The sequence below is a fragment of the Marinobacter sp. HL-58 genome (assembly GCF_001314605.1).
Lineage (GTDB): Bacteria > Pseudomonadota > Gammaproteobacteria > Pseudomonadales > Oleiphilaceae > Marinobacter.
In genome coordinates this window covers 96,190-120,610 of the sequence record NZ_LIHP01000004.1, presented here as the reverse complement: position 1 = coordinate 120,610, position 24,421 = coordinate 96,190, and the positions used below count along the sequence as shown (strand labels likewise).

The following is a 24,421-nucleotide window of genomic DNA, read 5'->3' as shown; positions in this document are numbered from 1 at the left end:
TGCCCGCGGGAACAATCGTCCTAGATCTTCGTTTTCTCCCACTGCCGGTCCAGGCGCTTAACCGAGACCGGTAAGGCGGTACCCAGTTGCTGCGCAAAGAAGGACACACGAAATTCCTCCAGCATCCACCGGTACAGAACCAGCTCCGGATCCCGCACCCCCTGGCGTTGCTGCTCATCCCGCTTGCTGGCATAGCGCGACCACAGGGGTTCCATGGTGTGCAGGAACTCCCGTTCCCGGCCCAGTTCCCGGGGAATCTTCTCATAACGGATGCTGGCCGCCTCGAAATAACGGCCAAAATGGGCCAGCCATTCCGGCGGCGTCGCTACGAGAAAGCCCGGATAAACAAGGTTCTGAAGCTGGAACTTGAGGTCAGCCATACTGTTGGCCAGCGCCAGGCTGATTTTGCCTTTCAGCTGTTTCATCACACCATGATAGCCGGTCATGGCCTGGTGCAGACGCTCATCGGCTTCTTCCAGGGCCGGAAAGAAATCCGCCCTGCCTGCCTCGAAAACCTGCTCGAAGGCGCGCTCGTTTCTCGGCACCTCACCGGGTACAAAATGCTGCATGGCGGTTGCCAGCAACAGGTCGTCCAGCAATACACGGGCCTTGCCCACCGGAGCAAACATCAACGCAGACGCCTTGAAATGGGGCAGCCTGCGCTCAATATCATCCAGCGCATTACCCAACCGGATCAGAATAAGCCGTGCTACCGCCCTGCGAGTGGAATCGTCCGCGGTCAGGCGGTCCAGGAAACGGGTCTGGCGCACAGATTCACCCAGGTCTTCCAGTGCCGGATATACGGTCACCTCCATACCACTCTTCTCGGTACGGACCGCTTCGGGAAGCTCTCCGAAATCCCAGCTTCGGGAGGTACTGGCAGGCTTGTCGCCCGGCTCCTTGCGGGTAGCGGACGACAGCGCCGCTTCCGCGCGGTCTTCCAGTTCGCTCTGGAGTTTCTCCGTCTCCCGGCCCTCGGCGATGGGTTTGCCGGCATCATCCACCACTCGCAGGTTCATGCGCAGGTGCTTTGGCAGATCCTCCTGGGGCCAGGCGTCCGGGTCGATCCGTACCCCGGTCATTCTGCGCAACTGCTCACCCAGTTGCAGGGCCAGGGGCTCATTGGAAGGCTGCATGTTTTCCAGGGCCGCATCCACAAAGTCCGGCACCGGCACAAAGTTCCGCCGCAGCGCCTTGGGCAGCCCCTTGACCAGGGCAATGCATTTTTCCCGTAACAATCCCGGCACCAGCCATTCCAGCCGCCGGGCCGGCAGCTGTTTCAGCGCCATCACCGGTGCCTGCAGGGTGACACCGTCCCGCTCGCTGGTGGGCTCAAACTCATAACTCAGGGGGTAACGCACACCCTCCCATTCCAGGTAATCCGGATACAGGGCACCCGCCTGCTCATCCACCGGCCGCTGGAGAATATCCGACTCGGTCAGTTCCATGTTGCGCAGTTCATCGGCGCCGAGCTGCTTCCACCAGCTTTCGAAATGGCGCCCGCTGACAATGTCATCCGGCAGTCGCTGGTCATAGAATTCCACCAGCACTTCGTCTTCCACCAGCAGATCCCGGCGCCGGGTCTTGCGCTCCAGGTTCTCGACGGTATCCAGCAACTCGCGGTTGCGGGCAATAAACGGCGCTCTGGACTGATAATCCCCCTCCACCAGCGCACGGCGGATAAACAGGTTCCGGCATTCCGCAGGATCCACCTTGCTGTAGGGAATCCGGCGTTTGGCAATGATGTCCAGGCCGTACAGACTGACTTTCTCGTAGCCCATCACCTGGGCGCGCTTCTGTTCCCAGTGCGGCTCGAAATAATGATGCTTCACCACATGCCCGGCCAGGGGCTCGATCCACTCCGGTTCGATCTTTGCCACTACTCGTGCAAATACCCGGCTGGTCTCAACAATCTCGGCAGCCACGATCCACTTGGGTCCTGTTTTGGACACTTTGGAACCGGGGAAGATCATCACCTTGCGATTGCGGGTGGCCAGGTATTCCCTCTTTTCCAGCTTGACAGCCACCTGCCCGAGCAGGCCCGCCAGTATGGCCTTGTGAAGAGATTCGTAACTGGCCGCTTCCTTATTGAGCTTCAGTTTCTGTTCACGGCAGATCAGCGTCAGCTGGCGATGGATATCCCGCCATTCCCGCATACGCATCCAGGACAGGAAGCTTTTCTGGCACACCTTCTTGAGCTGGTTCTGGGACAGCTCCTGGCGCTGTTCTTCATAGAAGTTCCAGATGTTCAGCAACGTCAGGAAATCGGATTCCTTGTCGTTGAACGGGGCGTGGGCCTGGTCGGCCGCCTGCTGCTTGTCCTGGGGGCGTTCCCGTGGGTCCTGGATACTGAGCCCGGCAATGATCACCAGGGTTTCCGCCAGGCTACCCTGCTCCGAAGAGGTTACCAGCATGCGCGCAAGCCGGGGGTCCAGCGGCAACCGCGCCATGGTGCGGCCCAGGCCGGTCACCCGGCGTTTGTCGTCCACCGCACCCAGCTCTTCCAGCAGTTTGTAGCCGTCGTTGATCAGGCGGCGATCCGGCGGTTCCAGGAATGGAAAATGGCGGATATCTCCAAGCCCCGAGGTGGTCATCTGAAGGATGACAGACGCCAGGTTGGTGCGCAGTATCTCCGGATCCGTGTACTCGGGCCGGTTAATAAAGTCGGTTTCGTCGTATAGCCGGAAACAGATGCCCGGTGCCACCCGGCCACAACGCCCTGCCCGCTGGTTGGCACTGGCCTGGGAGATGGGCTCAACGGGCAGGCGCTGGATCTTGGAACGCACACTGTAACGGCTGATCCGGGCCACACCGGTGTCAATCACGTAGCGTATACCCGGCACTGTCAGGGAGGTTTCTGCCACGTTGGTGGACAGCACCATGCGCCGGCCCCGGTGGCTCTGGAATATCCGGTTCTGCTCCCGGTTGCTCAGGCGTGAATACAGCGGCAGCACCTCGGTATGCCGCAGGTCGGCGTGGCGTAACACCTTGCTCAGGGCACGGATCTCCCGCTCCCCCGGCAGGAACACCAGAACGTCCCCCGGGGGTTGTTTCTCCGCCCGTTCGTGCTGCTCGATTTCTTCCATGGCCCGGAGCACGCCGTCGGTCCAGCCCTGGTCACGGTCGTCTTCATCACCGGTCAGCGGGCGGTAGCGGATATCCACCGGAAAGGTGCGGCCGCTGACTTCAAGCACCGGCGCATCGTTGAAGAACTGGCTGAACCTTTCCACCTCAATGGTGGCGGAGGTGATGATCACCTTAAGATCCGGGCGCTTTGGCAGAAGCTGGCGCAGGTAGCCCATCAGGAAGTCGATATTGAGACTGCGCTCGTGGGCCTCGTCGATGATCAGGGTGTCGTAGCGGTCCAGGAAGCGGTCGTGCTGAACTTCCGACAGCAGAATGCCATCCGTCATCACTTTCAGGCGGGATTGCTCAGATGTGGTATCGGTAAAGCGTACCTGGTAGCCCACCTGGCCACCGGTCTGCTCCCCCAGTTCTTCGGCAATGCGGCCTGCGACCGTGCGGGCAGCAATCCGCCGGGGCTGGGTATGGCCGATCAGCCCCCGAATCCCGCGGCCGCTGTTCATGCAGATCTTGGGAATCTGGGTGGTCTTGCCGGAACCGGTCTCACCGGCAATGATCACCACCTGGTTCTGCTCAATCGCCTCACGGATGTCATCAACCCGCTCGGATACCGGCAGCGACGATGGAAAAGTCGCAGGCTTGTGCAGGGCCTGGCGTTCCCGGACCTTTGCCTGGCCCCGGTCAAGCCACTGCGCCATTTTCTCCAGGTCTTTCTGCCCCAAACGGCCCTTTTTTCGGGCCACCAGCTTGCGAATACGGGCGGCTTCCTGCTGGTTACAGGTGTCCAACTGTTCCAGGACGGCCTTCACGGCCGCCCCGTTTGATGGTGTATTCGCTGGCTGTTCTGGTGGGGCTTGTGTCATCGGGCCTTTTACTTGTTATTGGCTTCGTCCCGGAGCTCGCGGCGCAGGATCTTGCCAACGTTCGTCTTCGGCAGCTCATCGCGGAACTCGAAGGACTTGGGCACCTTGTAGGCGGTCAGGCGCTCACGGCAGAACTCTTTCAGTTCGTTTTCCGTGACACCCTCTGCCGTGGGCACCAGGTAGACCTTCACCGCCTCGCCGCTCTTGGCATCGGGTACACCGACCGCCGCACACTCGACGACTTTCGGGTGACCGCTGACCACATCTTCAATCTCGTTCGGGAATACGTTGAAGCCGGATACGATGATCATGTCCTTCTTGCGATCCACAATACGGATGTAGCCATCTTCCTGGATCAGAGCAATGTCACCGGTCTGCAGGAAACCGTCCTCGGTAAAGGACTTCTGGGTGTCCTCAGGGCGCTGCCAGTAGCCACGCATCACCTGCGGGCCCTTCACGCACAGTTCACCCGGCTCACCGATGGGCGTTTCCTTGCCGTCGTCGTCGATGGTTTTCACTTCCGTACCCGGAATCGGCAGGCCGATGGTGCCAAGCTGAATGGCACTGTTCGGATTGAAGGTAACAACCGGCGAGGTTTCCGTCATGCCGTAACCTTCGGAGATTTCACAGCCGGTAACACGCTGCCACATCTTCGCGGTATCGCTGGTCAGCGCCATGCCACCGGACGAGGTCAGCTTGAGGCCGCTGAAGTCCAGGTCCTGGAACTCCTCGTTGTTGCACAGCGCCACAAACAGAGTGTTCAGGCCAAGGAAAGCCGTGAACCTGTGATTCTTGAGTTCCTTGACGAAGCCCGGGATATCCCTCGGGTTGGGGATCAGAACGTTGTGGGCGCCGGCTTCCAGCATGATGCCGCAGTTCAGGGTAAACGAGTAGATGTGGTACAGCGGCAGCGGGGCAATGACCACTTCCTTGCCCTCCTCCACCGTGTCTTCCATCATCGGGCGAACCTGCAGCAGGTTGGCCACCAGGTTACCGTGGGTCAGCATGGCGCCCTTGGCCACACCCGTGGTACCGCCGGTGTACTGCAGTACCGCAATATCATCCTTCTTGCACTCAACCGGCGTGAACTTCTCCTTGCTGCCGGCGCTGAGGACCGCTGGCAACTTATGGGCCTGGGGCAGATTATAGGCCGGCACCATTTTCTTCAGGTGTTTGACCGCCGCGTTCATCAGCGTGCGCTTCAGCGGGGAATGCATATCGGCGATTTCGGTTACGATGACGTGCTCGATGCCGGTATGGGGAAGCACTTTCTCAGCGTTGTCGGCCATGTTGGCCAGCACGACCAGCGCCTTGGCACCGGAATCATTGAACTGGTGCTCCATCTCGCGGGTGGTGTACAGCGGGTTGGTGTTCACCACAATCAGGCCCGCACGCATGGCACCAAAAACCACAACCGGGTACTGTGACACGTTGGGCATCTGGACAGCGATGCGGTCCCCAGGTTTGAGGTCAGTCTTGTTCTGCAGCCAGGCAGCAAAATTACGGCTCTGGGTGTCCAGGTCGCGATAGGTGAGCGTAGCGCCAACAGCGCTGAATGCAGGCCGGTCAGCGAACTTCTTTACCGCCTGGTCAAATACGTCCACCATACTGGTGTACTTGTCCAGGTCCACTGTGCGGGGTACACCGGGTGGGTATTTGTCCTGATAGAACTGCTCAAAATCCATCACCATCTCCTGTTAGGCGTTTGTGCTTGTAATGTTTACCGATATCGGTTTGATCAAAAAATCAACCAGACAAAAGTATCAGCCTCGAAAAGTCGGGAGAGAATAGCAGTTTTGTGAACGATGAGGTAGTTTTCGAGCAAGAACTGTAGCTCTTATAACCAATAACCCAATTGACCACTCACCCATCAGGATCTCCGGCGGAACCCGTATGAGCGATACCTTCGATACCCTTGAAAACATTACCTACGACGAACTTCAGGAAGGCGACTCTGCAACCTATGTAAAGACACTGACTGAAGACGAACTGGTGCTTTTTGCAGCGGTGTCCGGTGATGTAAACCCTGTGCATCTTGATTCCGAATTCGCCGCCGACTCCGCCTTCCGGGAACGTATTGCCCACGGCATGTGGAGCGGTTCCTTGATTTCAGCGGCACTGGCAACGGTGATGCCCGGCCCGGGCACCATCTACCTGGAGCAGAGCCTGGCCTTCAAACGCCCGGTAAAGCTCGACGACACGCTCACAGTCAACCTGAAAGTACTGGCCAAGGGGCGGAGAAACCGCGTTACCCTCGCCTGCGATGTGCGGAACCAGAATGACGAACAGGTGGTTTCCGGGGAGGCCAAGGTGATTGCACCTACCCAGAAAATGTCCCTCAGCAAGCCCCGGCTGCCCAAAATAACCATTGAGCGGTAGTCCAGCCTAACCGGGCAGGAAGTCGATGGGAAATCTCACGGTGCGTGTTTCCACGTCGTCTTCACCAAAGTTGAACAGCCGCACCCGGGTGGCAATTCGCTGCTCCAGGCTCTCGTTGTCCAGTTCCGAATTCACTACCTCGCAACGGGACACGGAGCCATCCGGCTCAATGACCAGCTCCAGTTCAAGCTTTCCTTCCAGGGTCGGATCCTGTCTCAGTTCCCGGCGGTAAAGGGAATAGAGTGCGGTTTTCTGGGCATCAAATACCTGCCGGATATTACTCATGGCTCGCCTGCCCGGCCCGGAATCCTCAGCCGGTGCCGGCTCCGGAGCCGCTTCCTGTGCCACCTCAACCTCCCGGACCTGATGCCCGGCAACCGCCACATCGGTTTCCGGGCCGGCCTCGCGGCTTACACCGCCACTGCCCGCCAGGGCGGAATCCTGATCCACCTCAGCTCCGAAAAGATCCCCGGGCTCGCTTCCATCATCCGCCTCCACGTTGGCAGTCAGCGTTTCTGTGGGCTCCGGTGACGACGTCCGCATGCTGGCCAGCTGGTCCTTCATCGCCATCAGGCCGGACCGGGAAGCAGTCTCGCGGGCCTGCTCCACGGTTTGTTCAGGCTCTGCCGCCTCCTCTGGCGGTGTCACCTCCGGCGTTTCCGTAACCTGCGGGGCTGGTTCGTCCGGCTCCGGCGTATCGGTTTCTGCCGGCTCTGGTTCTGGTTCCGGCTCGGGTTCAGGCTCTGGCTCCGGAAGTGCTACCGGCTCCGGCGGCTCCCGCTGCTCAACCAGCCTGGCCAGTTGAGGCGGAATCTCCTCGGCCTCGTTTCGGTCCGGTTCCGGCAGATCCAGAGTCGGAATCAGGAATGCAGGCGGCAGAAAGACCACGAGCATGACCAGCAGGGTCAGCAGGAAACGTCGGTTCTCACCTTTTTCCGCGCCCCAGGGAAGGCCGGAAGACGGGTTCTGACGGTCAGCCACTGCTCACCTCCCTGGTCGACTCCACGGCCAGCCGAACCCGGCGGAAGTCCTCGTCAATGCAGGTCTGCATAATCTTTCTGAGCAGGCGATAATCCGTTGAACGTGCGGCCATGATGGTCACTTCATGGCCCTGCTCCGGCACGTCACCCCGGCGTTCCCGTACCCAGGCAAGCTCTTCGGCCAGGCCGCCGATGGTCGTGTCGCCGGTTTCGATGCCATCCACCCGGGCTACTTCACGGCCCTGTACCAGAATGGACTGGCCAATCACCTGCACCATCATGGATTCCTCGGCGTCTTTCTCGGCGGTGGACTCCGGCAGCGGAACGTCGGCGGTATTCTGCATCACTTTTACATCGGAAGAGCTCACCATCAGGAAGAACACCAGGATGGTGAAAATATCCATCAGTGAGACCAGGTTCAGGCCACCGGGCCGGTGCATACGCCCGTAATGGCGCTGCATCCTGCGGGCACGACGGGATGTTTTCATACCCCCTCCCCGTCATCGGACAACACCCGGTCTTCCGGTGCATCCGCCAGGGATACATCCGGAAACAGCTCTCCTTCCACCACACTGGTAGCCACAACGGCCTCATAGGAACGCAGGGTGTCCATGGCAGTGACCAGGGTCTGGTAGTCAATGTCCGGGCCGACTTCAAGTACGATATCGGTCTTCTCCGGTACCCGTTTCTTGACCTGCTTGAGGGTTTCCCGCAAGCCGTCAAAGTCCTGCTCGCCTTCTGTCAGGGGCAGCGTTCTGATCACCCCGCGTTCGCTGTCCAGCACCTCGAGCCCGGCGGGTATCAGGGCAACCACCAGCCGCAGTTCCTCCGCCTCCGGTGCCTCACCCGCTTCCATACCGGGAAAGTTCAGCTCGATCATACGAATCTGGCTGAACACCATGCCCAGCAACAGAACCGGAACCAGCACAATCATCAGGTTCAGGAACGCCGTGATGTCCAGTTCGGGACTACTGGTAAGCCTGCGATGCTTTCGTCTCATACTGCGAAACCCCGGCTCAGGCGGCGGATTGCCCCGGTGAGGATGAAGGTGATGCCTGCTCGGAAATGATGTTCAGCAGCTTCACCCCGGCCATTTCGAAACTGTCGACAATCTCGTTGGTGCGGGTCTGAAGCAGCGCGTGGAACATCAGCAACGGAATGGCGGACATCAATCCGAAGGCGGTGGTGTTCATCGCCACGGAAATGCTTTCCGAGAGCAAGGTGGCCTTCTGTGACGGATCCGCCGCAGCCACCGCCGTGAAAGCGGCAATCAGGCCGATGATGGTGCCCAGCAGCCCCAGCAACGTGGCTATATTGGCAAGGGTGGCAAGGTACTGGGTGCGCTTTTCAAGCCGAGGCAACACCTCCATCAGCCCCTCTTCCATGGCGTACTCCACGTCCTCGCGGGGATGATTGTTCAGAAGCCGGCTAATCCCGGCACTCATGATGGTGGCGATGGCACTGTCGGAACCGGCAGCGGCTTTCATGGCCCGCTGGTAATCCCGCTTTCGCAGCAGGGGCAGTATGCCTTTCTCGAACGCCAGCCGGTTCCGGCGCCGCACCGAGGCCAGGTACACAAACCGTTCTATGGTGATCGCCAGGCCAATGGCCAGCACAATGGCGATCGGGTACATGAAGGGACCACCTTCCTGAAAAAATCGAACAACAGTTTCCAGCATAATCAGACTCCCGTTTCTACTGCAGGGACAGGGTGGAATCCAGGGACGGATTCAGCGTTTCACGAAATTTCCGGTGACGCTCAAGCGTCAGCGGATCCTTGGGTTCAAGCAATTGCTCATTCCCGGCCTCCAGTTCTGCCCGTGTACGTCGGGGCAGTGTTGGTGGCTGCCAGGGCAGAATATAGAGCACGCCCGGGTCGTCATCCCCGGTGTGCCGGGTGATGCCTTCAACACCGAGCGATACTGTCTTGACGTCGGTTTCCGGCGCGGCTGCATCGGCCTCCCCTGCCACAAGTCGGGAAGAGGCCATCACCATCAGTGCAGTCAGGCCAATAGCGGGTATCCGGAGGGCTTTGTTCACTTATTCAACCCTCCTTTCCAGGTCAGCAATCCAGCCGGCCACTTTCTTGGCCTCGGTATTGCTACCGGAGTCGGCCAGTTCCCGGTACCGGCGGTAGTGGTGCAACGCGGTGTCCAGGTCCAGCAGGTAAAGCTCGGAAATAACGGCCAGGTTGTAATGCAGGTCCGCGGTATCCGGTGAATGTTCCAGCCCTTCCCGCAACAGGGCCACCGCATCCCTGAACCGCCCCTGATCCTGCAACAGCAACGCCATGTTATTGGCTGTCATGGCGTTATCCGGGGCCAGCCTGAACGCTTCCCGGTAGTGGTCCAGCGCCTGATCGGTATTGCCCTGTTGCTGTGCCTCCCAGGCCTGGCGCGCAAGCTTCCCCGCTTCGGCGCTTTGATCCACAACCGGTTCCGGCTCAGGTTCGGGTTTGCTGGCGCATCCTGCGATCAGTGCAACCAGGCAGGTCATCACCACCAGGGAGCGGGCCATTTCACGCACCATGTTCAGACTCCTCATTCCATGTCATCCAGCGAACCTCCCGGTCATAACGGCCGGGGAACAGCCGGGCCAGAACCTGAAGGCTTTGTTCAACCCACTGGTCAAACTCACCGCTGGCCAGGCGTTGGTGGTTTTCGGCGTGGAGCTTGATGGCCTTCTCCTCGAACGGATAGGCTTCTTCCTCCAGCAACATCTGGTACTGGCTGGCTTCCAGTTCGTTCAGACTGGCGGGTGCTTCCGACGCCATCAGGTCTTCCGCCATGACCCGGTAGAGTTCCGCGCGACGGTAAAGGATCTCCGAGCGCAAGGTTTCGCCACTGAGCTGTTCAGCCTGTGAAAGGCGCTGCCGGGCCGACTCCAGGGCCTGCCGTTTCTTTTCCAGGGAGGGCCCCAGAGGGTGCTGCAATGGCACATCCGCAAACCGCCCGGCTTCGCCTTCAGCCAGTACCATCGCGGCCCGCCCGGCCCAGTCCAGGGTGTCGTCCGAGTGCCACTGGCTTTCCAGTTCCCGCTCGACCATGTCAATGCGATGCCGGTGCTGATCAACATCCGCCTCCACAAGCCGCTGACGCATGGTCTGGTTGCGTATATGGGCGGCGGAATCCGTGGGGGCAATGGCGCTTTCATCACGGTTCAGCCAGGCCTGGTAAATGCGGTTACGCCGATCCAGTGCATCGGCCTGGTGATACAACTCGGCCGCCTTCAACCGTTGCGCCCAGGATGGTGCGTCATCCCCTGAACCGGCCACCAGTTCGTCGGCAGCCCTGACCGGCTGATCCGAAGACTGGTAGGCAAAAACCAGTTTCTCGCTGACGTTGGCGGCAAGCTCATGCTTTGGATAGTCGTCACGGAAACGGTTGAGCTCATTGATCGCCGACTGCCAGCGCCGGGCCTTGAGCAGGGTATTGGCGGCATCGTAACGGCCCTTGATTGCAACGTCCGAGCCCGGGAGAACCGATTCCACTCTCTGGTAATGGGCCACCGCCTGATCGGTTTTATCCCTGGCGGCAGCCTGTTCGCCCTGGTAATAGATACTGCTGGCTAGCTGGCGTTTCAGATTTTCGCGGTCTTCGCCCTGCCTGTCTGGCAACTCACCCGACTCCAGCAATGCCAGTGACTTGCGCCAGGCGTTTTCCGCCAGACCGAAAGACTCACCGGCAACAAAGGATTGACCGGAAGCCAGCCAGGCACTGTATTTCTCCTGGGCACTGGCCGCCGGATGGGCGATGGCAGCCCGGGCAAAACGCAAGGCGTCATCATGTCGCTCCCTCGCCAACAACCTGTTGGCCAGATCCGCATTCAGGCCAGGCAACCGGGCATCATCCGGAAACGCGTCAGCAAAGCGCTCGCTTTCCGATGCCAGATCATCCAGCGTGGCAGCCAGGGCATACCGGTTGTCCACTGCTCCCCGCTGAAGAACGACCGCCGCCCAGGCGGCGTCGGCAGCCTCCTGATATCCACTGGTATCGTAGGCGGCCTCACGGAATCCGGTGAGTGCCTCCCGGTATTCTCCGGCCTGCAGGAAAGCATCGCCGGACAGCCTCAGAACCTCTCCGGGCGCGGATATCCTTGGCGCCAGCTGGCGGTAATAACGGGCAGCTTCACGGAACTGCTCCTGCTGAACGCCGGCGGTGGACTCTTCCGCCTGATCATAGTGGTAGTCCGCCAATGACCGGGTGAATTCCTGCCAACGCCGGCGGTCGGAATCGGCAAGCTCAAGATAACGCTCCTGCTCCGCGAAGGAACTCACGTAGTCCGTCCGGGCCTCCCGGGCCCGCTCCGCCTGACCGGCCATTAGCCAGACGTCAACATTCTGGGCCAGAAAAGCAGGCTCCGCCTCGTGGTTCCGGTTATCCTCAACAAAACGACTGTTAACCGCCACGCTGTCTTCATAGCGGCCGTTACCGGCATAGTAATCCGCCAGTCGGTCGTAAAGCAGGTAGTCATAGCGTCTGCCACCCGCATTCCCGAGCCACCGGGCCAGTGAGCCGGCTCCCTGGTCCTCGGCCGCCATCAGGGCAACCACCCGGAAAGTATCATCAACAAGTTCAGCGTCACTGGCGGGAATGCGGCGGAAGCGGTCGGTTTCCTCACTGAACCGGTCCAGCACCGCGAGGAAGGTTTCGCCGGCCCTGTCCCACCCCGAGGGGCCCTGTTTGTATTGGCTCCAGCCCTGCATGTAGCGGGCCTTGGTTTTAAGGCTGGCTGCGCCTTCACCGGATATGACCCGGGCGTATTCCGCTTCCGCTTCGGCAAAATCACCCGCCGAAAACGCCGCCTCTGCAATCCGGAACCGGGCCTCGGGCACCAGTGATGAGGAAGGGTAAAGCCCTGTCAGCTGGCGTAGCCGGTCAATGGATTGTTCCGCCTCGCCGGTATACGCATGGGCCTTTGCCATCTGGTACAGCAATTCGTCAAGCCGGCCCTGATAGGAGCCCCGGTCGAGAATGGACTCATAGCTGTCCAGTGCCTGGCGGTACACCCGTTGCTCCCGTTCATCACTGAAACTGACATCTTCATCGGTGACATCCTGGATATTGGACAAGCGGTTGAGGGCGTCAATTCTCACTTCCGGCTCGTCCGAGTTGTCGAACAGTCGCTGGTAGCGACGGGCCACTTCCCGGGGGGATATCGCCGGCATCGGGCGGGACTTGAACTCGAGAAACACGGGCCGCATATCGCCGATGGTCTCGCCATCCCGCCCCAGCTCAACCCGGAATGATTCCTGTGCGGCCAGGTTCTGGCCCGAGATCAACAGCGCCACGGTGACCGGCACGATCAGCAGGCGTCTCATGGCTCACCCCGTTCAATATTCCTGATGGCGAGGTACTCATACAGATGGGCAATCTGTTGCTCGGTGCGGTCCAGGGCAAACGCCATGCGATCATCCTGTTTGTCCACATAGGCCAGGGCAATCTCGTTCAGGGCGGCTTCCGCCCTTTCCTGTAACCGTCGGGTACGGCTCCGGTTGGCTTGTATCCTTTCCAGGGCACGGTCACTACGGGACAATAATTCGGATAGGCGCTGATCTTTCTGCGCGAGCCTCTGATCCAGCTTGTCAAGGGACGATCCAAGCTCTGCCAGGGTGCCGGCCGTGTTTCTCAACGCCGCTTGCTGTTCAGCCGTCAGAGCCTGCTTGTCAAGCCCGGACATCCGCTCTGTCAGGGCCTCGATCTCGTCCTTATAGCGGGCAACGTCTGCCGGAGGATGATCTCCCGATTCCAGACGCTCCCGGATAACGCCCCGGAAAACCACAAGGCTGTCTTCATGCCGCGCCAGTTGCAGACCAATCTGCTCGAGCTCCGCCACGCGACTGACCGCCTCCTGAGCCCCGGGATCTTCCATGAACTGCAGCAGATAGGCGGTTCTCGGCTGGGTCAGCGTGCGGCTGTCGGCGAGGAACCATTCCGCATTGGAATCCCGGGCATCCCTTACCAGTGCCTGGTAGGCGCCCTTGTCGCGGATCTGGTCAGCGAGTTTGCGCAGCGTAACCCGTTCGCTCTCGAACGACGCATTGGCAGCCAGATAGGCTTCGCCAGCCTGACCCAGATACCCGGAGAGATCGTAACCCCGACCGGTTCCCAACCAGGCGTTGGCCACACCGGGATAGGCGAGGGGGTACTTTTTGGCACGATGCCAGGACTGCATGGCAGCCCGGTGGTTACCATTGGCGGAGAGCGCGAGACCATGGAGGTACAGCCCCTGGGGCGTGCTGTAACTTTCGAGGGGCACCTTTTCCAGAAAACTGATGGCCTTGTCATAGTCTTCATGCTTGTGAGCAAGGTGCCCCGCCCTGACCAGAAGCCTGCTTTTCAGTTCGTTGCTGCGACTGCTGTCTGAATCCTCTTCGGCCATGGCCAGCGCAACCCTCAGCGCCACCAGTGCCCGGGACGGGTTCAGGTCCCGCCGGCCATAGTCGGCGGCGATGTTCATGTAGCCCAGTGCAGCCCAGTATCCCGGGTCCATGGAGGCCAGCACCTGCCCGGCCCTGTCGGTCTGCCCCGCCTCACGGTGGCGCTCCGCCAGCCGGTAAAGTGCCTGCTGCCGGATGTCGCCATGGGCAAGCCGGGCTGCGGTTTGCAGATGTTTCCCGGCGTTTTCATCGTCGCCGCTTGCCGAAGCCAGTTCGGCGAGCAGCAGAGCTGCTTCGCCACGGTGGTACTGCCCCGACGAAAGCTGCTCCAGTAACTGTCGCGCGCTATCAGAATCACCGGTGGCCAGCAGTGCTTTGGCACGTACAAGCACAGCTGCTTCAGCGGACAGGTTGCGGGTATAACGCAAGGCGGCCGCCGGATCTCCGGAATCCAGTGCAAATTTTGCCAGACCACCAGACAACCGGGCCTGGTCATCCCCTGCCGCGTTTCCCGGCAGCGGCGTAAAGGCCAGCGCCAGCGCCAGAAAACCAGTGCATTTAGCGAACCGGAGTTGCAGCATCATGGTTCCGCCCTACTTCCATTCCTGAAACGAAACATCCGGTTCATAATCAGGCGCCTTCGCGTCCAGGGTCATCTGGATGCGGGATTCGCCGGGGCTCTTGCGAAAAGCGTGGGTCACTTCCCGGCGAACAAAGCGCTCGTTCGCCGAGCTGGCGGTGAGCACTGCCTTCAGCTGATGGGACCCATGTGGGAGGTTGCCCATGTAAAGCCGCTGCACACCGCCCTGCTTCAGGGAGTCCCGCTCCCGTTCGGTGTAAAGATGGGATGCCACGGGGGTGTCGTTGAGGTAGAGCTCAATGGTGTCCAGTTCAAGTCCGTCCCTGTCCCTGAGTGTCAGGAAAACTGCCACCTGGGTATCCGCCGGGTAAAGTACGTCCTCCTCCAGCTCATAGAGTCGCTGGCTGAGGTCGGCCACATCGGCCTTCAGACGGTCAATGTCGCCGTCCAGGGTATCGGCTTCGACGCCCGGGCCAGAAGGTAGAACCAGGGCGATGAACAGTGCCGCCAGAGTGGCTGCTGTAACTCCGAATTTACGCCTGACAGGCTGTGTTAACTGCGCTCCGGCCACCATACGCCTCCTGCCTCCTGCAATGTTCTGTAACAAACTGGCGGAAAGAGTAACACTTGGTAACAGCCAAGAACGGTATCCAGATCACCAAATGGAGATCCGTAAGTGTCGGTATTTTTGACACGGGCGAAACAGAGAAGGTTGTCATATTCAGACAGGAAACGTCGGAGGCACTCTAATTGATTGATTTCCGGTACCTATTATTAAGTGGCCCCGGATTTGCGTAGAAAGGAATGCGGGGTGGTCAACCGAGCACCCCGTTTGATATGCCGAGCTTAGCCGATGCCCTCAACCGCATCGGCTTTTTTTATTTGCTCAACTGCTTCATGGCCGATTCCAGGCCTTCAATCGTCAGCGGGTACATGTGGTCGTTCACCAGCTGCCGGGTCATTCCCAGGGAACCACCCTGCCCCCAGTAATTCTCTGGCAGCGGGTTGATCCACACAACCTTGCGGAAATGCTCGGTAATACGCTGGAACCAGGTGGCGCCGGCTTCCTCGTTCCAGTGCTCGATGGAACCGCCCGGGTGCGAGATCTCGTAGGGTGCCATGGTGGCATCCCCCACAAAGATCACTTTATAGTCCGGGGTGTATTTATGAAGGATATCCCAGGTGCTGGTGGTTTCATTCATCCGGCGAATGTTGTTCTTCCACACGCTCTCGTAAATGAAGTTATGGAAGTAGAAGTACTCCATGTGCTTGAACTCCAGCCTTGCGGCGGAGAACAGCTCTTCACACACTTTCACGTGCGGGTCCATGGAACCACCCACATCAAAGAAGATCAGCACCTTTACCGCGTTGTGCCGCTCCGGGACCATTTTCAGGTCCAGATAGCCGGCATTGCGGGCGGTTGAGCGGATGGTGTCGTCCATGTCGAGCTGGTCCGCAGCGCCCTGGCGGGCGAATTTCCGCAGCCGCCGCATGGCCACCTTGATGTTGCGGATGCCGAGGGTAACGCTGTCGTCCAGATCCCGGAACTCACGCTTTTCCCACACCTTCACCGCGCGGCCATGGCGGCCCTTGTTCTGGCCGATGCGGAAACCTTCCGGGTTATAGCCATTGGCACCAAACGGTGAGGTGCCGCCGGTACCAATCCACTTGTTACCACCCTGATGGCGCTCCTTCTGCTCTTCCATGCGCTTCTTGAAGGTTTCGATCAGCTCTTCCAGGCCACCTAGGGAATCGATCTTCGCCTTGTCTTCCTCAGACAGCTGCTTTTCGAACTCGGCCCGCAGCCACTCGTCAGGTATCAGCGCTTCCATCAGGTCGTCGAGGTTTTCAATACCCTCGAAATAGGCCTGGAACGCCCGGTCGAACTTGTCAAAATGGCGTTCGTCCTTGACCAGGCACACCCGCGCCAGATAGTAGAACTCCTCCATATCGGCAAAGGCGAGCCGGTTCTGCAGGGCTTCCAGCAGATCGAGGAATTCGCGCAGGCTGGCAGGCACTTTGGCGCGCCGGACTTCGAGAAAAAAATCAATCAACATACCGTGTTGCTCTTGCCGGATTTCAGCTGCGACGACGGGCCATGAAGGCCAGTTTCTGCAACAGATGGACATCCTGCTCGTTCTTCACCAGGGCTCCGTAAAGCGGTGGCAGGGCCGAGCTGGTGTCCTTCTCCTGCAACATTTTGGCAGACAACTCATCCGCCATCAGCAATTTCAGCCAGTCAATCAGCTCCGAGGTGGACGGCTTCTTCTTCAGCCCCGGAACCTTGCGCACATCAAAGAACACTTCCAGGGCATCCCGCACCACCTGCTGCTGCAGGCCCGGGAAATGCACATCCACGATGCTCTGCATGGTGCTGTGATCCGGGAAGTTGATGTAGTGGAAGAAGCAGCGGCGCAGGAAGGCGTCCGGCAGTTCCTTCTCGTTGTTACTGGTAATAACAATGACAGGCCGGTGTTTCGCCTTCACGGATTGCTGGGTTTCGTACACGAAGAACTCCATGCGATCCAGTTCCAGCAGCAGATCGTTGGGGAATTCGATATCCGCCTTGTCGATCTCGTCAATCAGCAGCACCACCTGCTCTTCGGATTCAAAAGCTTCCCACAGTTTGCCCTTGACGATGTAGTTGCTGATGTCCTTGACCTTTTCATCACCGAGCTGGGAATCCCGCAGGCGGGAAACGGCGTCGTACTCGTACAGGCCCTGTTGCGCCTTGGTGGTGGACTTGATGTGCCAGGGAATCAGGCGCATGCCCAGGGCGGAAGCCATCTCCTCCGCCAGCAGGGTTTTACCGGTGCCGGGTTCACCCTTGATCAGCAGCGGGCGTTGCAGCGTGATCGCCGCATTCACCGCCATTTGCAGGTCGTCAGTGGCTACGTATTTCTCGGTACCGGTAAACTTCATGCTGTCAGTATCCTGTTCAGTTAACGGTTAAACGACTGTTTGAAATCAGCGTTCAAGTATAGAGAACCAAAGCCGCGCTGATAAGGCCCGGTTACTTTTTCTTGCCGTCGTCAGGCTCATCGTCTTTGTCCAGGAGCCCCTTGTCATTTTCGGTATCCGGCAGATCATCAAACTCGGAAAGATCGAAATCCTCAAGACCGAACTCCTCGTCGTCATCTTCCTCCGGCTCTGCCTTTTCACTTTCAGGCTCGGCCTCCCGCTCGGGTTCAGGCGTTTCCGCTGACTCTTCCTCTGGTTCTGGCTCTGGCTCGGATTCGTCCACTTCCGTGTCCGCAACGGGGATTTCATCCTCCGGCAATTCGTCCTCCGGTTCCGGCTCCTCGTCAACCTGCTCTTCCGGGGCTATAACCGGAGGCTCGTCCTCCTCGCCGTTATCTGCGCCTGTTTTCTTCCGGCGGATTGCCACAAACACCGCGCCCGCGACAGCTACCAGGCCAAAACCGCCAGCGGCTGCCATTGCCCAAACTGGTATCCCGCCTGATTCCGCAGTGTCCGGAGCCGGTTCCTGCTGGCCTTCCTCTGCGTCGTCGGCGGAAGGTTCTTCGGCAACGGGCGCTGTGTCCGGCTCTTCCACCTGGCTTGTGTCAATGAGGCCGGGGTCATCAGTGGCCGGTTGCCCTGCCACATCCGGCCCGGGTTCGGATTCCGGTTCCGGCTCAGGGATCGTTTCAACAGGCTCCGGCGCAACGGAGGCTTCCTCCCCTTCCGGTACTGTAAAACGGGTAACCGCACTGAACCGCCGGGAGAAGGTCTGGCCATCAGCCACGACATCCAGCTCATACTCGCCCTCGTCCGGCAGGCGCGATATATCGTCGGTATACACGCCATCTGCCGGGGGTTCGTCCCCAGAAAGGGTCTTGGTACCGCTGCGGCCGTCACCGGAAGTCAGGGTGAGCCGAACATCAATTACTCCGAGGAAATCCGTATTATCAATTTTCTGGTCGTCCTCGAAAAACGCCACGCGGAGTTCAACCGGCTCATCCTCTGTAAACATGGGTGGTACCGGGCTCACCACCATCCGAAGGTCGCTGACAACCGTCACCCGGCTACCCTCGCCCAGCTCGCCGTCAATCCGCCACTGGCCGGCGGCGGGATCACTCACCGTAATCAGGTCGTATTCGGTTTCCCGCACCCAACGCATTCCGTCAGGCACCGAGTCGGCCGTCGCTTCCTCGCCTTCAGGGCTGATCAGACCAAGCTCCCGGGTGTCTGACGGCTGTTCGTCCGCGCGGAAAATCAGTGCCGTGAACTCATCAACGCCTGCGTCCACCGAGAAACCGTCACCGTCGATGGGTATCTGCTGCTGGGGCACGGCGGTGTTGAGAGCTTTCAGAAAGGCGCGTGTCAGTGCTTCTGCCGAGGGTGCCAGGGAATAGCTGCCGCCGGTTTCAGCAGCAAGTCTTTCAAGCAATGCCTGGTCCGCCTCATCAGACAAGGCAACCGTATGGATGGTGGCGCCCCGGTTATCCAGCTCCTCTAGCAAAGGCCCAAGAATCCTTTCCCGCTCCGCGTCATTGGCGCCGGCATCATCGGAGATATCCACTTTACCGTCACTCAGCAGGATAAAATCGGTATTGCCCAGTTCATCGCTGCCCGACAGGTATCGGTCACTGGCAACGCTGAGGGCCTCGCCAAGATTGGTGCGAAGAGCCACGGAATTGATCTGATCGGAGCGTTCAATGGCCTGCTGCCGCCAGCCGTCGGTTACACCGGCGTGAGGAACCAGCATGTTCACATACTGCCCGAACGTCCATACACCGGCGCTGGCGCCTTCCGGCAGCATTCGCGCCAGCAGCCTGACTGCAGGCTGGCGAAGGTTGTCGGGGTCGTTGGCCTTCATGGAGCCGGATATATCCACAATGATGCGGATATCGGCGTCGTCCGGAAGTTCAAGGTTCGGTGATGACTGGGCAGCCACCACCAGCGGCAGACTGAAAACAGCAACAAGCAGGCAGTTCAGTATTCTCTGCATCAGGGCTCCGGACAGGCTCTCAGTTCAGGAAGGGTTCAGCGTTTCACAAGCCGGTATCTCACCAGATCGAGGATCCACACCAGAACCATGACCAGGGCGGCAATACCGAAGTTCAGAAAGGCCCGCCCGGCTTCGCTGGCATCACCCAGAATGGTTTCATAGCCCCCGTGCAGCCATGCAGGCATCCACCAGCCAGCCACTTCGCCGGACTCCACCGGGGTAAGGAATATGACGATCAGAGCGGCCTGTAACAGTGTGCGGATGGCGTAAACCGGAATAATCCGGAACAGCCGCGACATCATGTAGAAAAAGACCACGAAAGCGACCGCATACGCGGCCCAGAATATTCCGTAAGCGATGTTGGTTTCTACGTCTATCATCAAAGGATCCAGTGAATAATGTGTTCTTCCCAGTCTTCTTCTGCCACGTCCGCCTCCGAGATCACCCGATGGCGAACCGACACACCGGCTTCATGCACTGTTTGCGGGTCACCCGATCGCAGCGGGTGCCAGTCCGCCAGCGGGCGGCCTTCCGCAAGTGTACGATACGCGCAGGTAAATGGCAGCCAATGGTAGTCCGACAGCGTGTCCGGTGTCAGTACCGTGCAAGCCGGCACCTTCTGCAACCTTTCGGAGTACACCGTGCACTGGCAGCTGTCCCGGTCCATGTAACGGCAGACCAGGTCCGTGTAATACACGTCACCGGTATCTTCGTCTTCCAGTTTGGCGAGACAGCATTTACCACAGCCGTCACAGAGGGATTCCCATTCCGCGGGCGTCATCTCATCCAGGCGCTTGCGCTGCCAGAACGGAATCCCGGCAATCATTACCGGCTCTGCTCCGGCTTGCGGCGGAAATCCACCACATAGCCGCTGCTTTCTTCCGGCATCTGCAGGAAGAAATCCTTGTCGGCAATGGCTTCCAGTACCTGCCTGCCACTGGTTCGCGCCAGCTTGCGGTCCATGGTCATGATCAGATCCATGGAGTGCACGGGGGTGCCGAATATCTCACGCAGGCTTTCCGGCAGATCATCCCAGATCTGGCCCCGGCGAACGTAGATATAGGTATCCGGTTTCTTGCTGCTGCGGAATACCGATACAAAGGTTTTGTCCGTCATGTTGTCAACAATTCCTCGATTTGTTCCCGCACCGGTGCCAGGGTTTCCTGGCGCCAGCCTTCGTCAAACAGCCCGGCGGAAAGGTCCCGCTGTTGCACCACCGCTTCCAGGCGCCTGCGGGGGGCCAGCAGCTCCACGGGAATATCCCTGGCCTCGGCTGCCTGCACCATCAGGCGCTTGAGCTGTTTGTAGAACATCTGCTGTTCCCGGCTCAGTGGCGGGGCAATTGTTTCAATGGCAGAGTTATCCGCGGAAACCGCGTCGGCAATCATGTCGATAATGGTATCACCATAACGACGAACCACCGCCGGGGGAACACCCTGAACGGAGGACAATTCCCGCGCCGACCCCGGCAGTTTCTGCGCAATGGCAATCAGCAACGCATCCGCCACCACCCGGCCCCTGGGCCGGTCCCGCCGCCGGGATTCCTGTTCACGCCAGCGTACCAGATCCCGCAATACACCCTGCTGCTGCCGTCTGAGAGTCCAGCCACCCCGGAGCTTGAGATAGTGATTCTCCGGGTCATCCTGCGCCGCCAGCTCTTTCGAAAACCGTGTGGACTCTTCCGCGAGCGCCTGTTCAAGACCACGCTCCCTGAGCCGTTCCATTACCCACTGGTACATGAGCGCCAGAAAACGAATATCGTCCAGCGCGTAACGCTCCTGAGCCTCGGTCAGCGGCCGCGAAACCCAGTCCGAGCGGGTGGCGGATTTATCGAGCGTTTCCCCGAACAAGGTTTCAACCAGTCGGGCATACCCCACGGAGAACCCTGCCCCGGCCAGGGCCGCGCCAATCTGCAGATCGACAAGGCCTTCCGGCTCCAGCTGCAACCAGTGGCGAAAGAGTTCCAGATCCTCGCTCATGGCGTAGAGCAGCTTGGGCACGTTCGGGTCGGTGAGGATCCTGCGGAAGCCTGCGGATGCTTCGGCAACCTCAGGGTCCACCAGGCAGAACCTGTCACCCAGGCCAAGTTGCACCAGGCCCGGGATCGGGTAAAAGGTATTCACGCGCTCGAATTCAGTATCCAGCGCCAGGGGCTCACCTTTGCCTTCGGCAATCCAGCGGTCCAGGTCCTCCGGCTCCCGAATCCAGGAAACAGTCTCGGGCGCCGCGGGAACAACTGCGGCCGGGTTGGTATTGTCCATAGTAAAAGCCAGGTCAGGTTTAATCAGTCAGGGGTTTGCGACCACGGAAGGCGTGGGTCAGGGTAAACCCGTCCACGTATCCCAGCTCACCGCCCACGGGAATACCATGGGCAAGGCGGGTGATAAGAATGTCACGGCCATCCAGCCTGTCGGCAATATAGTGCGCTGTGGCTTCACCCTCCACCGTCGGGTTGGTTGCCAGGATCAGCTCGGTCACGCCCTCATCCTGGATACGCCGTAACAGGCGTTCAATGCCGATTTCTTCAGGGCCAACGCCATCAATCGGCGACAGATGCCCCATCAGCACAAAGTAGCTACCGCGGTAGTCACCGGCCTGCTCGATGGCCAGCAGGTCTGACGGGCTTTCCACCACGCAAAGGGTGCCGTTACGGCGCTCGGGGTTCTCACAGATATTGCAGGTAGGCGTGTCGGCAAAGTTCTGGCAGCTTTCACAGCGGCGCACCCCTGTCATCGCACGGTCCAGCGCATCGGCAAGTCGCGCACCGCCTGAACGTCCCCTTTCCAGCAAGTGAAAGGCCATTCGCTGGGCCGTTTTCTGACCGACACCAGGCAGACAGCGTAGCGATTCCACCAGCTCGTCTACCAACGGACTAAAAGCCATCAGCAATCCTCATCAGAACGGCATTTTGAAGCCCGGGGGCATACCCATTCCGGACATCATGCCGGACATTTTCTCTTTCTGGTTTTCCTCCACCCGGCGAACCGCGTCGTTAATAGCCGCCGCCAGCAGGTCTTCCAGAATTTCCTTGTCTTCGCTCAGCAGGGAAGGATCAATGTCCACTTTCCGTACATCGTGACGGCCGTTCATGGTCACCTTCACCAGGCCGGCACCGGACTCGCCGGTAATCTCGGCTTTTGCGGCCTCTTCCTGGGCCTTCTTCATTTGTTCCTGCATCTGCTGGGCCTTTTTCATCAGGTCGCCCATATTGTTCATCATGCTCACCTTCTCCGGAAATGGCTTGAGAGTGCCTCACACAGGCCGAATACTCTTTTCGACTACCCGCGCCTCGAATCGTTCAACGATGGACTGCACCGCCGGATCGTTGCGGATAGCTTCCTCCGCGGCCTGCTGGCGGGCAAGGCGCTGGCGTTCTTCCCAGGCGGCCGGCGTCTTGCCACCGGCATCGCCCTGCTCTACACGCAGAGTTATGGTGTCGCCAAACCGATTCCTCAATGCCTCCAGAATCTTTTCTTCATGGCGCGCGTTCAGCAAACGGGCGTGGCCTTCGTCAATCGTCAGTACGATCTCGTCACCGTTGCGGGTCATCGCCGCATTGCTGGCCAGGTTTCCCGGCATACCGACAATCCCCAGGCTGCGGAAATCCCGCTCCCAGACAAACTCCCCGGTTTCCGGCAGATCATCTGCAATTGCCTCTGCCTGCGGCGTTTCAGCGACGGGTTCCTGTGCAGCCTCAGGCTCATCCAGTGGCGTCGGTTCAGGCTCAACCACTGGCCCGGGCATATAATCATCGGCACCGGCAGGCTCTTCCGTACCCGCTTCCGCAGCCGCATCCAGGCTGGCCAGCCACGCATCATCCGCCTCTACTGGTGGCGGCCCTGCGTCCTGATTTGGCGCAGGTTCAGGTTCAGGCTCAGGTTCTGATGCCGGGGCGGGTTCGGGCTCCGGCACCGGTTCCGGTTCTGAGGCAGATGCAGTCTCAGCGGGAGTAGAAGTGGACGCTGCCGGGCCAGGTTCAGGGTCTTCCCGTGATTCCTGGCCAGACGACGAACTACCCGAGGCCAGCGTTGGCGGTTCGCGACGGTCCGCTCCGGGGCGGAACGCCAGCATTCGTAACAGGGTCATCTCGAACCCCATACGCGCATCCGGTGTCACCGCCAGGTCTTTACGGCCCATCAAGGCGGCCTGATAAAACAGCTGCGCATCTTCCGCGCTCAGCCTGCGGGCCAGAGACTCCACCTGGGCAGCATCCCCAAGGGCGTTGTCCACGCTGCCCGGCACCACCTGCTCCATGGTCACCCGATGGAACAGCGACAGGAGGTCCGCGAGAATCACGCTGTAATCCGGTGCAAAATCGGAAATACGGCTGATTTCAGAGAGCAGCGCAGGCCCGTCACTCTCCACCAGGGCATTCACCAGTTTTTCGATATCACGCTGGTCGATGGTGCCCAGCATGTTGCTGACATCACTGCCACTGAGTTTCTGGTTGCCAAAGGCAATGGCCTGGTCGGTCAGGCTCAGGGCATCCCGCATGCTGCCGTCGGCCGCGCGGGCCAGCAGCCACAGGGCCGGTTCCTCAAAGGGAATGCCTTCCTGTGTCAGCACGTGCCTTAAGTGCCCGGCGATATGCTCGGGTGTCATTCTTTTGAGATTGAACTGCAGACAGCGGGAAAGAACGGTCACCGGCAGCTTCTGTGGGTCGGTGGTCGCCAGCAGGAATTTGACGTGCTCCGGTGGTTCTTCCAGGGTTTTCAGAAAGGCATTGAAGGACTGGTTGGTCAGCATGTGCACCTCGTCAATTAGGTACACCTTGAAACGGCCGCGGGATGGCGAGTACTGAACGTTGTCAGTCAGCTCCCGCATGTCATCCACACCGGTGCGTGAAGCGGCGTCGATTTCAATCAGGTCAACAAACCGGCCTTCCTGGATTTCCTGGCAACTGGAGCAGATGCCACAGGGGGTGGCAGTAACACCGGTTTCGCAATTCAGGCACCGGGCCAGCAGGCGCCCGATCGTGGTCTTGCCCACCCCCCGTGTGCCGGTAAACAGATAGGCGTGGTGCAGCCGCTGGTTGTCCAGGGCATGAATCAGCGCCTGGAGCACATGCTCCTGGCCGACCATATCTTCGAATGTACGGGGGCGCCACTTGCGGGCAAGTACCTGGTAGCTCATGTTCTGCCAACTGCCGTTAAAAATGGGTTTAACCATAGCACGGTCATGGTGTTAGAAGAAGACAGGAAG

The 24,421-nt window shown here is 59.6% G+C and carries 22 protein-coding genes; 1 reads left to right on the top strand and 21 read right to left on the bottom strand.

What is annotated here, in order from left to right:
- Window positions 1-20: 20 nt before the first annotated feature.
- Both hrpA and HLUCCO03_RS04315 read right to left on the bottom strand, forming a co-directional pair.
- Window positions 21-3,947, bottom strand: a complete 3,927-nt coding sequence (gene hrpA / locus HLUCCO03_RS04320) for an ATP-dependent RNA helicase HrpA (protein WP_027832170.1) — start codon at window positions 3,945-3,947, stop codon at window positions 21-23.
- Window positions 3,948-3,955: 8 nt separating this feature from the next.
- Entirely contained in the window at window positions 3,956-5,632 is a 1,677-nt protein-coding gene (locus HLUCCO03_RS04315) for a long-chain fatty acid--CoA ligase (RefSeq protein WP_027832171.1), read from the bottom strand.
- A 208-nt stretch (window positions 5,633-5,840) separates the two neighbouring features.
- Here HLUCCO03_RS04315 and HLUCCO03_RS04310 point away from each other — a divergent pair, with 208 nt between their 5' ends.
- A complete protein-coding gene (locus HLUCCO03_RS04310) occupies window positions 5,841-6,326 on the top strand; it encodes a MaoC/PaaZ C-terminal domain-containing protein (RefSeq protein ID WP_027832172.1) in 486 nt (161 codons plus the stop codon).
- A 6-nt stretch (window positions 6,327-6,332) separates the two neighbouring features.
- Here HLUCCO03_RS04310 and HLUCCO03_RS04305 read toward each other — a convergent pair whose 3' ends face one another.
- The 19 genes from HLUCCO03_RS04305 to dnaX all read right to left on the bottom strand — a co-directional run bounded on the left by HLUCCO03_RS04305 (window position 6,333) and on the right by dnaX (window position 24,352).
- Window positions 6,333-7,307, bottom strand: a complete 975-nt coding sequence (locus HLUCCO03_RS04305) for an AgmX/PglI C-terminal domain-containing protein (protein WP_027832173.1) — start codon at window positions 7,305-7,307, stop codon at window positions 6,333-6,335.
- Window positions 7,300-7,794, bottom strand: coding sequence for a biopolymer transporter ExbD (locus tag HLUCCO03_RS04300; protein ID WP_027832174.1), 495 nt, complete (start codon window positions 7,792-7,794; stop codon window positions 7,300-7,302). Before HLUCCO03_RS04300 ends, HLUCCO03_RS04305 begins: the two co-directional genes overlap by 8 nt.
- Window positions 7,791-8,306 (bottom strand): biopolymer transporter ExbD, encoded by a 516-nt coding sequence (locus tag HLUCCO03_RS04295; protein WP_027832175.1) that lies wholly within the window; start codon window positions 8,304-8,306, stop codon window positions 7,791-7,793. The genes HLUCCO03_RS04300 and HLUCCO03_RS04295 overlap by 4 nt, the downstream gene beginning before the upstream one ends.
- A gap of 16 nt (window positions 8,307-8,322) precedes the next feature.
- Window positions 8,323-8,985 carry a MotA/TolQ/ExbB proton channel family protein gene (locus tag HLUCCO03_RS04290; protein ID WP_027832176.1) on the bottom strand — a complete coding sequence of 221 codons (663 nt, stop codon included), beginning with the start codon at window positions 8,983-8,985 and terminating at the stop codon, window positions 8,323-8,325.
- 16 nt (window positions 8,986-9,001) lie between these two features.
- The gene (locus tag HLUCCO03_RS04285) at window positions 9,002-9,346 is read right to left on the bottom strand and encodes a hypothetical protein (protein ID WP_036197510.1); all 345 of its coding nucleotides are present in this window, start codon (window positions 9,344-9,346) and stop codon (window positions 9,002-9,004) included.
- Window positions 9,347-9,835 carry a tetratricopeptide repeat protein gene (locus HLUCCO03_RS04280; protein ID WP_051603867.1) on the bottom strand — a complete coding sequence of 163 codons (489 nt, stop codon included), beginning with the start codon at window positions 9,833-9,835 and terminating at the stop codon, window positions 9,347-9,349.
- Window positions 9,825-12,626, bottom strand: coding sequence for an outer membrane protein assembly factor BamD (gene bamD, locus HLUCCO03_RS04275; protein ID WP_036197513.1), 2,802 nt, complete (start codon window positions 12,624-12,626; stop codon window positions 9,825-9,827). The genes HLUCCO03_RS04280 and bamD overlap by 11 nt, the downstream gene beginning before the upstream one ends.
- Window positions 12,623-14,269, bottom strand: a complete 1,647-nt coding sequence (locus HLUCCO03_RS04270) for a lipopolysaccharide assembly protein LapB (protein ID WP_027832179.1) — start codon at window positions 14,267-14,269, stop codon at window positions 12,623-12,625. The genes bamD and HLUCCO03_RS04270 overlap by 4 nt, the downstream gene beginning before the upstream one ends.
- A gap of 9 nt (window positions 14,270-14,278) precedes the next feature.
- Entirely contained in the window at window positions 14,279-14,839 is a 561-nt protein-coding gene (locus HLUCCO03_RS04265) for an AraC family transcriptional regulator (protein WP_081813551.1), read from the bottom strand.
- 304 nt (window positions 14,840-15,143) lie between these two features.
- Window positions 15,144-16,322 carry a VWA domain-containing protein gene (locus HLUCCO03_RS04260; protein ID WP_027832181.1) on the bottom strand — a complete coding sequence of 393 codons (1,179 nt, stop codon included), beginning with the start codon at window positions 16,320-16,322 and terminating at the stop codon, window positions 15,144-15,146.
- Between the two features lie 22 nt (window positions 16,323-16,344).
- Window positions 16,345-17,187: a MoxR family ATPase gene (locus HLUCCO03_RS04255; RefSeq protein WP_027832182.1), complete on the bottom strand. Its 843-nt coding sequence runs from the start codon at window positions 17,185-17,187 to the stop codon at window positions 16,345-16,347.
- Between the two features lie 91 nt (window positions 17,188-17,278).
- Complete coding sequence (locus HLUCCO03_RS04250) at window positions 17,279-19,219, bottom strand: vWA domain-containing protein (protein ID WP_027832183.1); 1,941 nt, start codon at window positions 19,217-19,219, stop codon at window positions 17,279-17,281.
- Between the two features lie 35 nt (window positions 19,220-19,254).
- A complete protein-coding gene (locus HLUCCO03_RS04245; protein ID WP_027832184.1) occupies window positions 19,255-19,599 on the bottom strand; it encodes a hypothetical protein in 345 nt (114 codons plus the stop codon).
- On the bottom strand, window positions 19,599-20,045 hold the full coding sequence (locus HLUCCO03_RS04240) for a YcgN family cysteine cluster protein (RefSeq protein WP_027832185.1): 447 nt from the start codon (window positions 20,043-20,045) through the stop codon (window positions 19,599-19,601). Before HLUCCO03_RS04240 ends, HLUCCO03_RS04245 begins: the two co-directional genes overlap by 1 nt.
- Window positions 20,045-20,335 (bottom strand): YcgL domain-containing protein, encoded by a 291-nt coding sequence (locus HLUCCO03_RS04235; protein WP_027832186.1) that lies wholly within the window; start codon window positions 20,333-20,335, stop codon window positions 20,045-20,047. Before HLUCCO03_RS04235 ends, HLUCCO03_RS04240 begins: the two co-directional genes overlap by 1 nt.
- Complete coding sequence (gene rnd / locus HLUCCO03_RS04230) at window positions 20,332-21,480, bottom strand: ribonuclease D (protein WP_027832187.1); 1,149 nt, start codon at window positions 21,478-21,480, stop codon at window positions 20,332-20,334. Before rnd ends, HLUCCO03_RS04235 begins: the two co-directional genes overlap by 4 nt.
- A gap of 19 nt (window positions 21,481-21,499) precedes the next feature.
- Window positions 21,500-22,102 carry a recombination mediator RecR gene (recR, locus tag HLUCCO03_RS04225; RefSeq protein WP_027832188.1) on the bottom strand — a complete coding sequence of 201 codons (603 nt, stop codon included), beginning with the start codon at window positions 22,100-22,102 and terminating at the stop codon, window positions 21,500-21,502.
- A 12-nt stretch (window positions 22,103-22,114) separates the two neighbouring features.
- Entirely contained in the window at window positions 22,115-22,438 is a 324-nt protein-coding gene (locus tag HLUCCO03_RS04220) for a YbaB/EbfC family nucleoid-associated protein (protein WP_027832189.1), read from the bottom strand.
- 33 nt (window positions 22,439-22,471) lie between these two features.
- Complete coding sequence (dnaX, locus tag HLUCCO03_RS04215) at window positions 22,472-24,352, bottom strand: DNA polymerase III subunit gamma/tau (protein ID WP_027832190.1); 1,881 nt, start codon at window positions 24,350-24,352, stop codon at window positions 22,472-22,474.
- Window positions 24,353-24,421 lie beyond the last annotated feature (69 nt).

Excerpts from the sequence above, each read along its gene's own strand:
- hrpA (WP_027832170.1), bottom strand. The coding sequence starts at position 3,947 with ATGACACAAGCCCCACCAGAACAGCCAGCGAATACACCATCAAACGGG.
- HLUCCO03_RS04315 (WP_027832171.1), bottom strand. The coding sequence starts at position 5,632 with ATGGATTTTGAGCAGTTCTATCAGGACAAATACCCACCCGGTGTACCC.
- HLUCCO03_RS04310 (WP_027832172.1), top strand. The coding sequence starts at position 5,841 with ATGAGCGATACCTTCGATACCCTTGAAAACATTACCTACGACGAACTT.
- HLUCCO03_RS04300 (WP_027832174.1), bottom strand. The coding sequence starts at position 7,794 with ATGAAAACATCCCGTCGTGCCCGCAGGATGCAGCGCCATTACGGGCGT.
- HLUCCO03_RS04295 (WP_027832175.1), bottom strand. The coding sequence starts at position 8,306 with ATGAGACGAAAGCATCGCAGGCTTACCAGTAGTCCCGAACTGGACATC.
- HLUCCO03_RS04290 (WP_027832176.1), bottom strand. The coding sequence starts at position 8,985 with ATGCTGGAAACTGTTGTTCGATTTTTTCAGGAAGGTGGTCCCTTCATG.
- HLUCCO03_RS04280 (WP_051603867.1), bottom strand. The coding sequence starts at position 9,835 with ATGGTGCGTGAAATGGCCCGCTCCCTGGTGGTGATGACCTGCCTGGTT.
- bamD (WP_036197513.1), bottom strand. The coding sequence starts at position 12,626 with ATGAGACGCCTGCTGATCGTGCCGGTCACCGTGGCGCTGTTGATCTCG.
- HLUCCO03_RS04270 (WP_027832179.1), bottom strand. The coding sequence starts at position 14,269 with ATGATGCTGCAACTCCGGTTCGCTAAATGCACTGGTTTTCTGGCGCTG.
- HLUCCO03_RS04265 (WP_081813551.1), bottom strand. The coding sequence starts at position 14,839 with ATGGTGGCCGGAGCGCAGTTAACACAGCCTGTCAGGCGTAAATTCGGA.
- HLUCCO03_RS04260 (WP_027832181.1), bottom strand. The coding sequence starts at position 16,322 with ATGTTGATTGATTTTTTTCTCGAAGTCCGGCGCGCCAAAGTGCCTGCC.
- HLUCCO03_RS04255 (WP_027832182.1), bottom strand. The coding sequence starts at position 17,187 with ATGAAGTTTACCGGTACCGAGAAATACGTAGCCACTGACGACCTGCAA.
- HLUCCO03_RS04250 (WP_027832183.1), bottom strand. The coding sequence starts at position 19,219 with ATGCAGAGAATACTGAACTGCCTGCTTGTTGCTGTTTTCAGTCTGCCG.
- HLUCCO03_RS04245 (WP_027832184.1), bottom strand. The coding sequence starts at position 19,599 with ATGATAGACGTAGAAACCAACATCGCTTACGGAATATTCTGGGCCGCG.
- HLUCCO03_RS04240 (WP_027832185.1), bottom strand. The coding sequence starts at position 20,045 with ATGATTGCCGGGATTCCGTTCTGGCAGCGCAAGCGCCTGGATGAGATG.
- HLUCCO03_RS04235 (WP_027832186.1), bottom strand. The coding sequence starts at position 20,335 with ATGACGGACAAAACCTTTGTATCGGTATTCCGCAGCAGCAAGAAACCG.
- rnd (WP_027832187.1), bottom strand. The coding sequence starts at position 21,480 with ATGGACAATACCAACCCGGCCGCAGTTGTTCCCGCGGCGCCCGAGACT.
- recR (WP_027832188.1), bottom strand. The coding sequence starts at position 22,102 with ATGGCTTTTAGTCCGTTGGTAGACGAGCTGGTGGAATCGCTACGCTGT.
- HLUCCO03_RS04220 (WP_027832189.1), bottom strand. The coding sequence starts at position 22,438 with ATGATGAACAATATGGGCGACCTGATGAAAAAGGCCCAGCAGATGCAG.
- dnaX (WP_027832190.1), bottom strand. The coding sequence starts at position 24,352 with ATGAGCTACCAGGTACTTGCCCGCAAGTGGCGCCCCCGTACATTCGAA.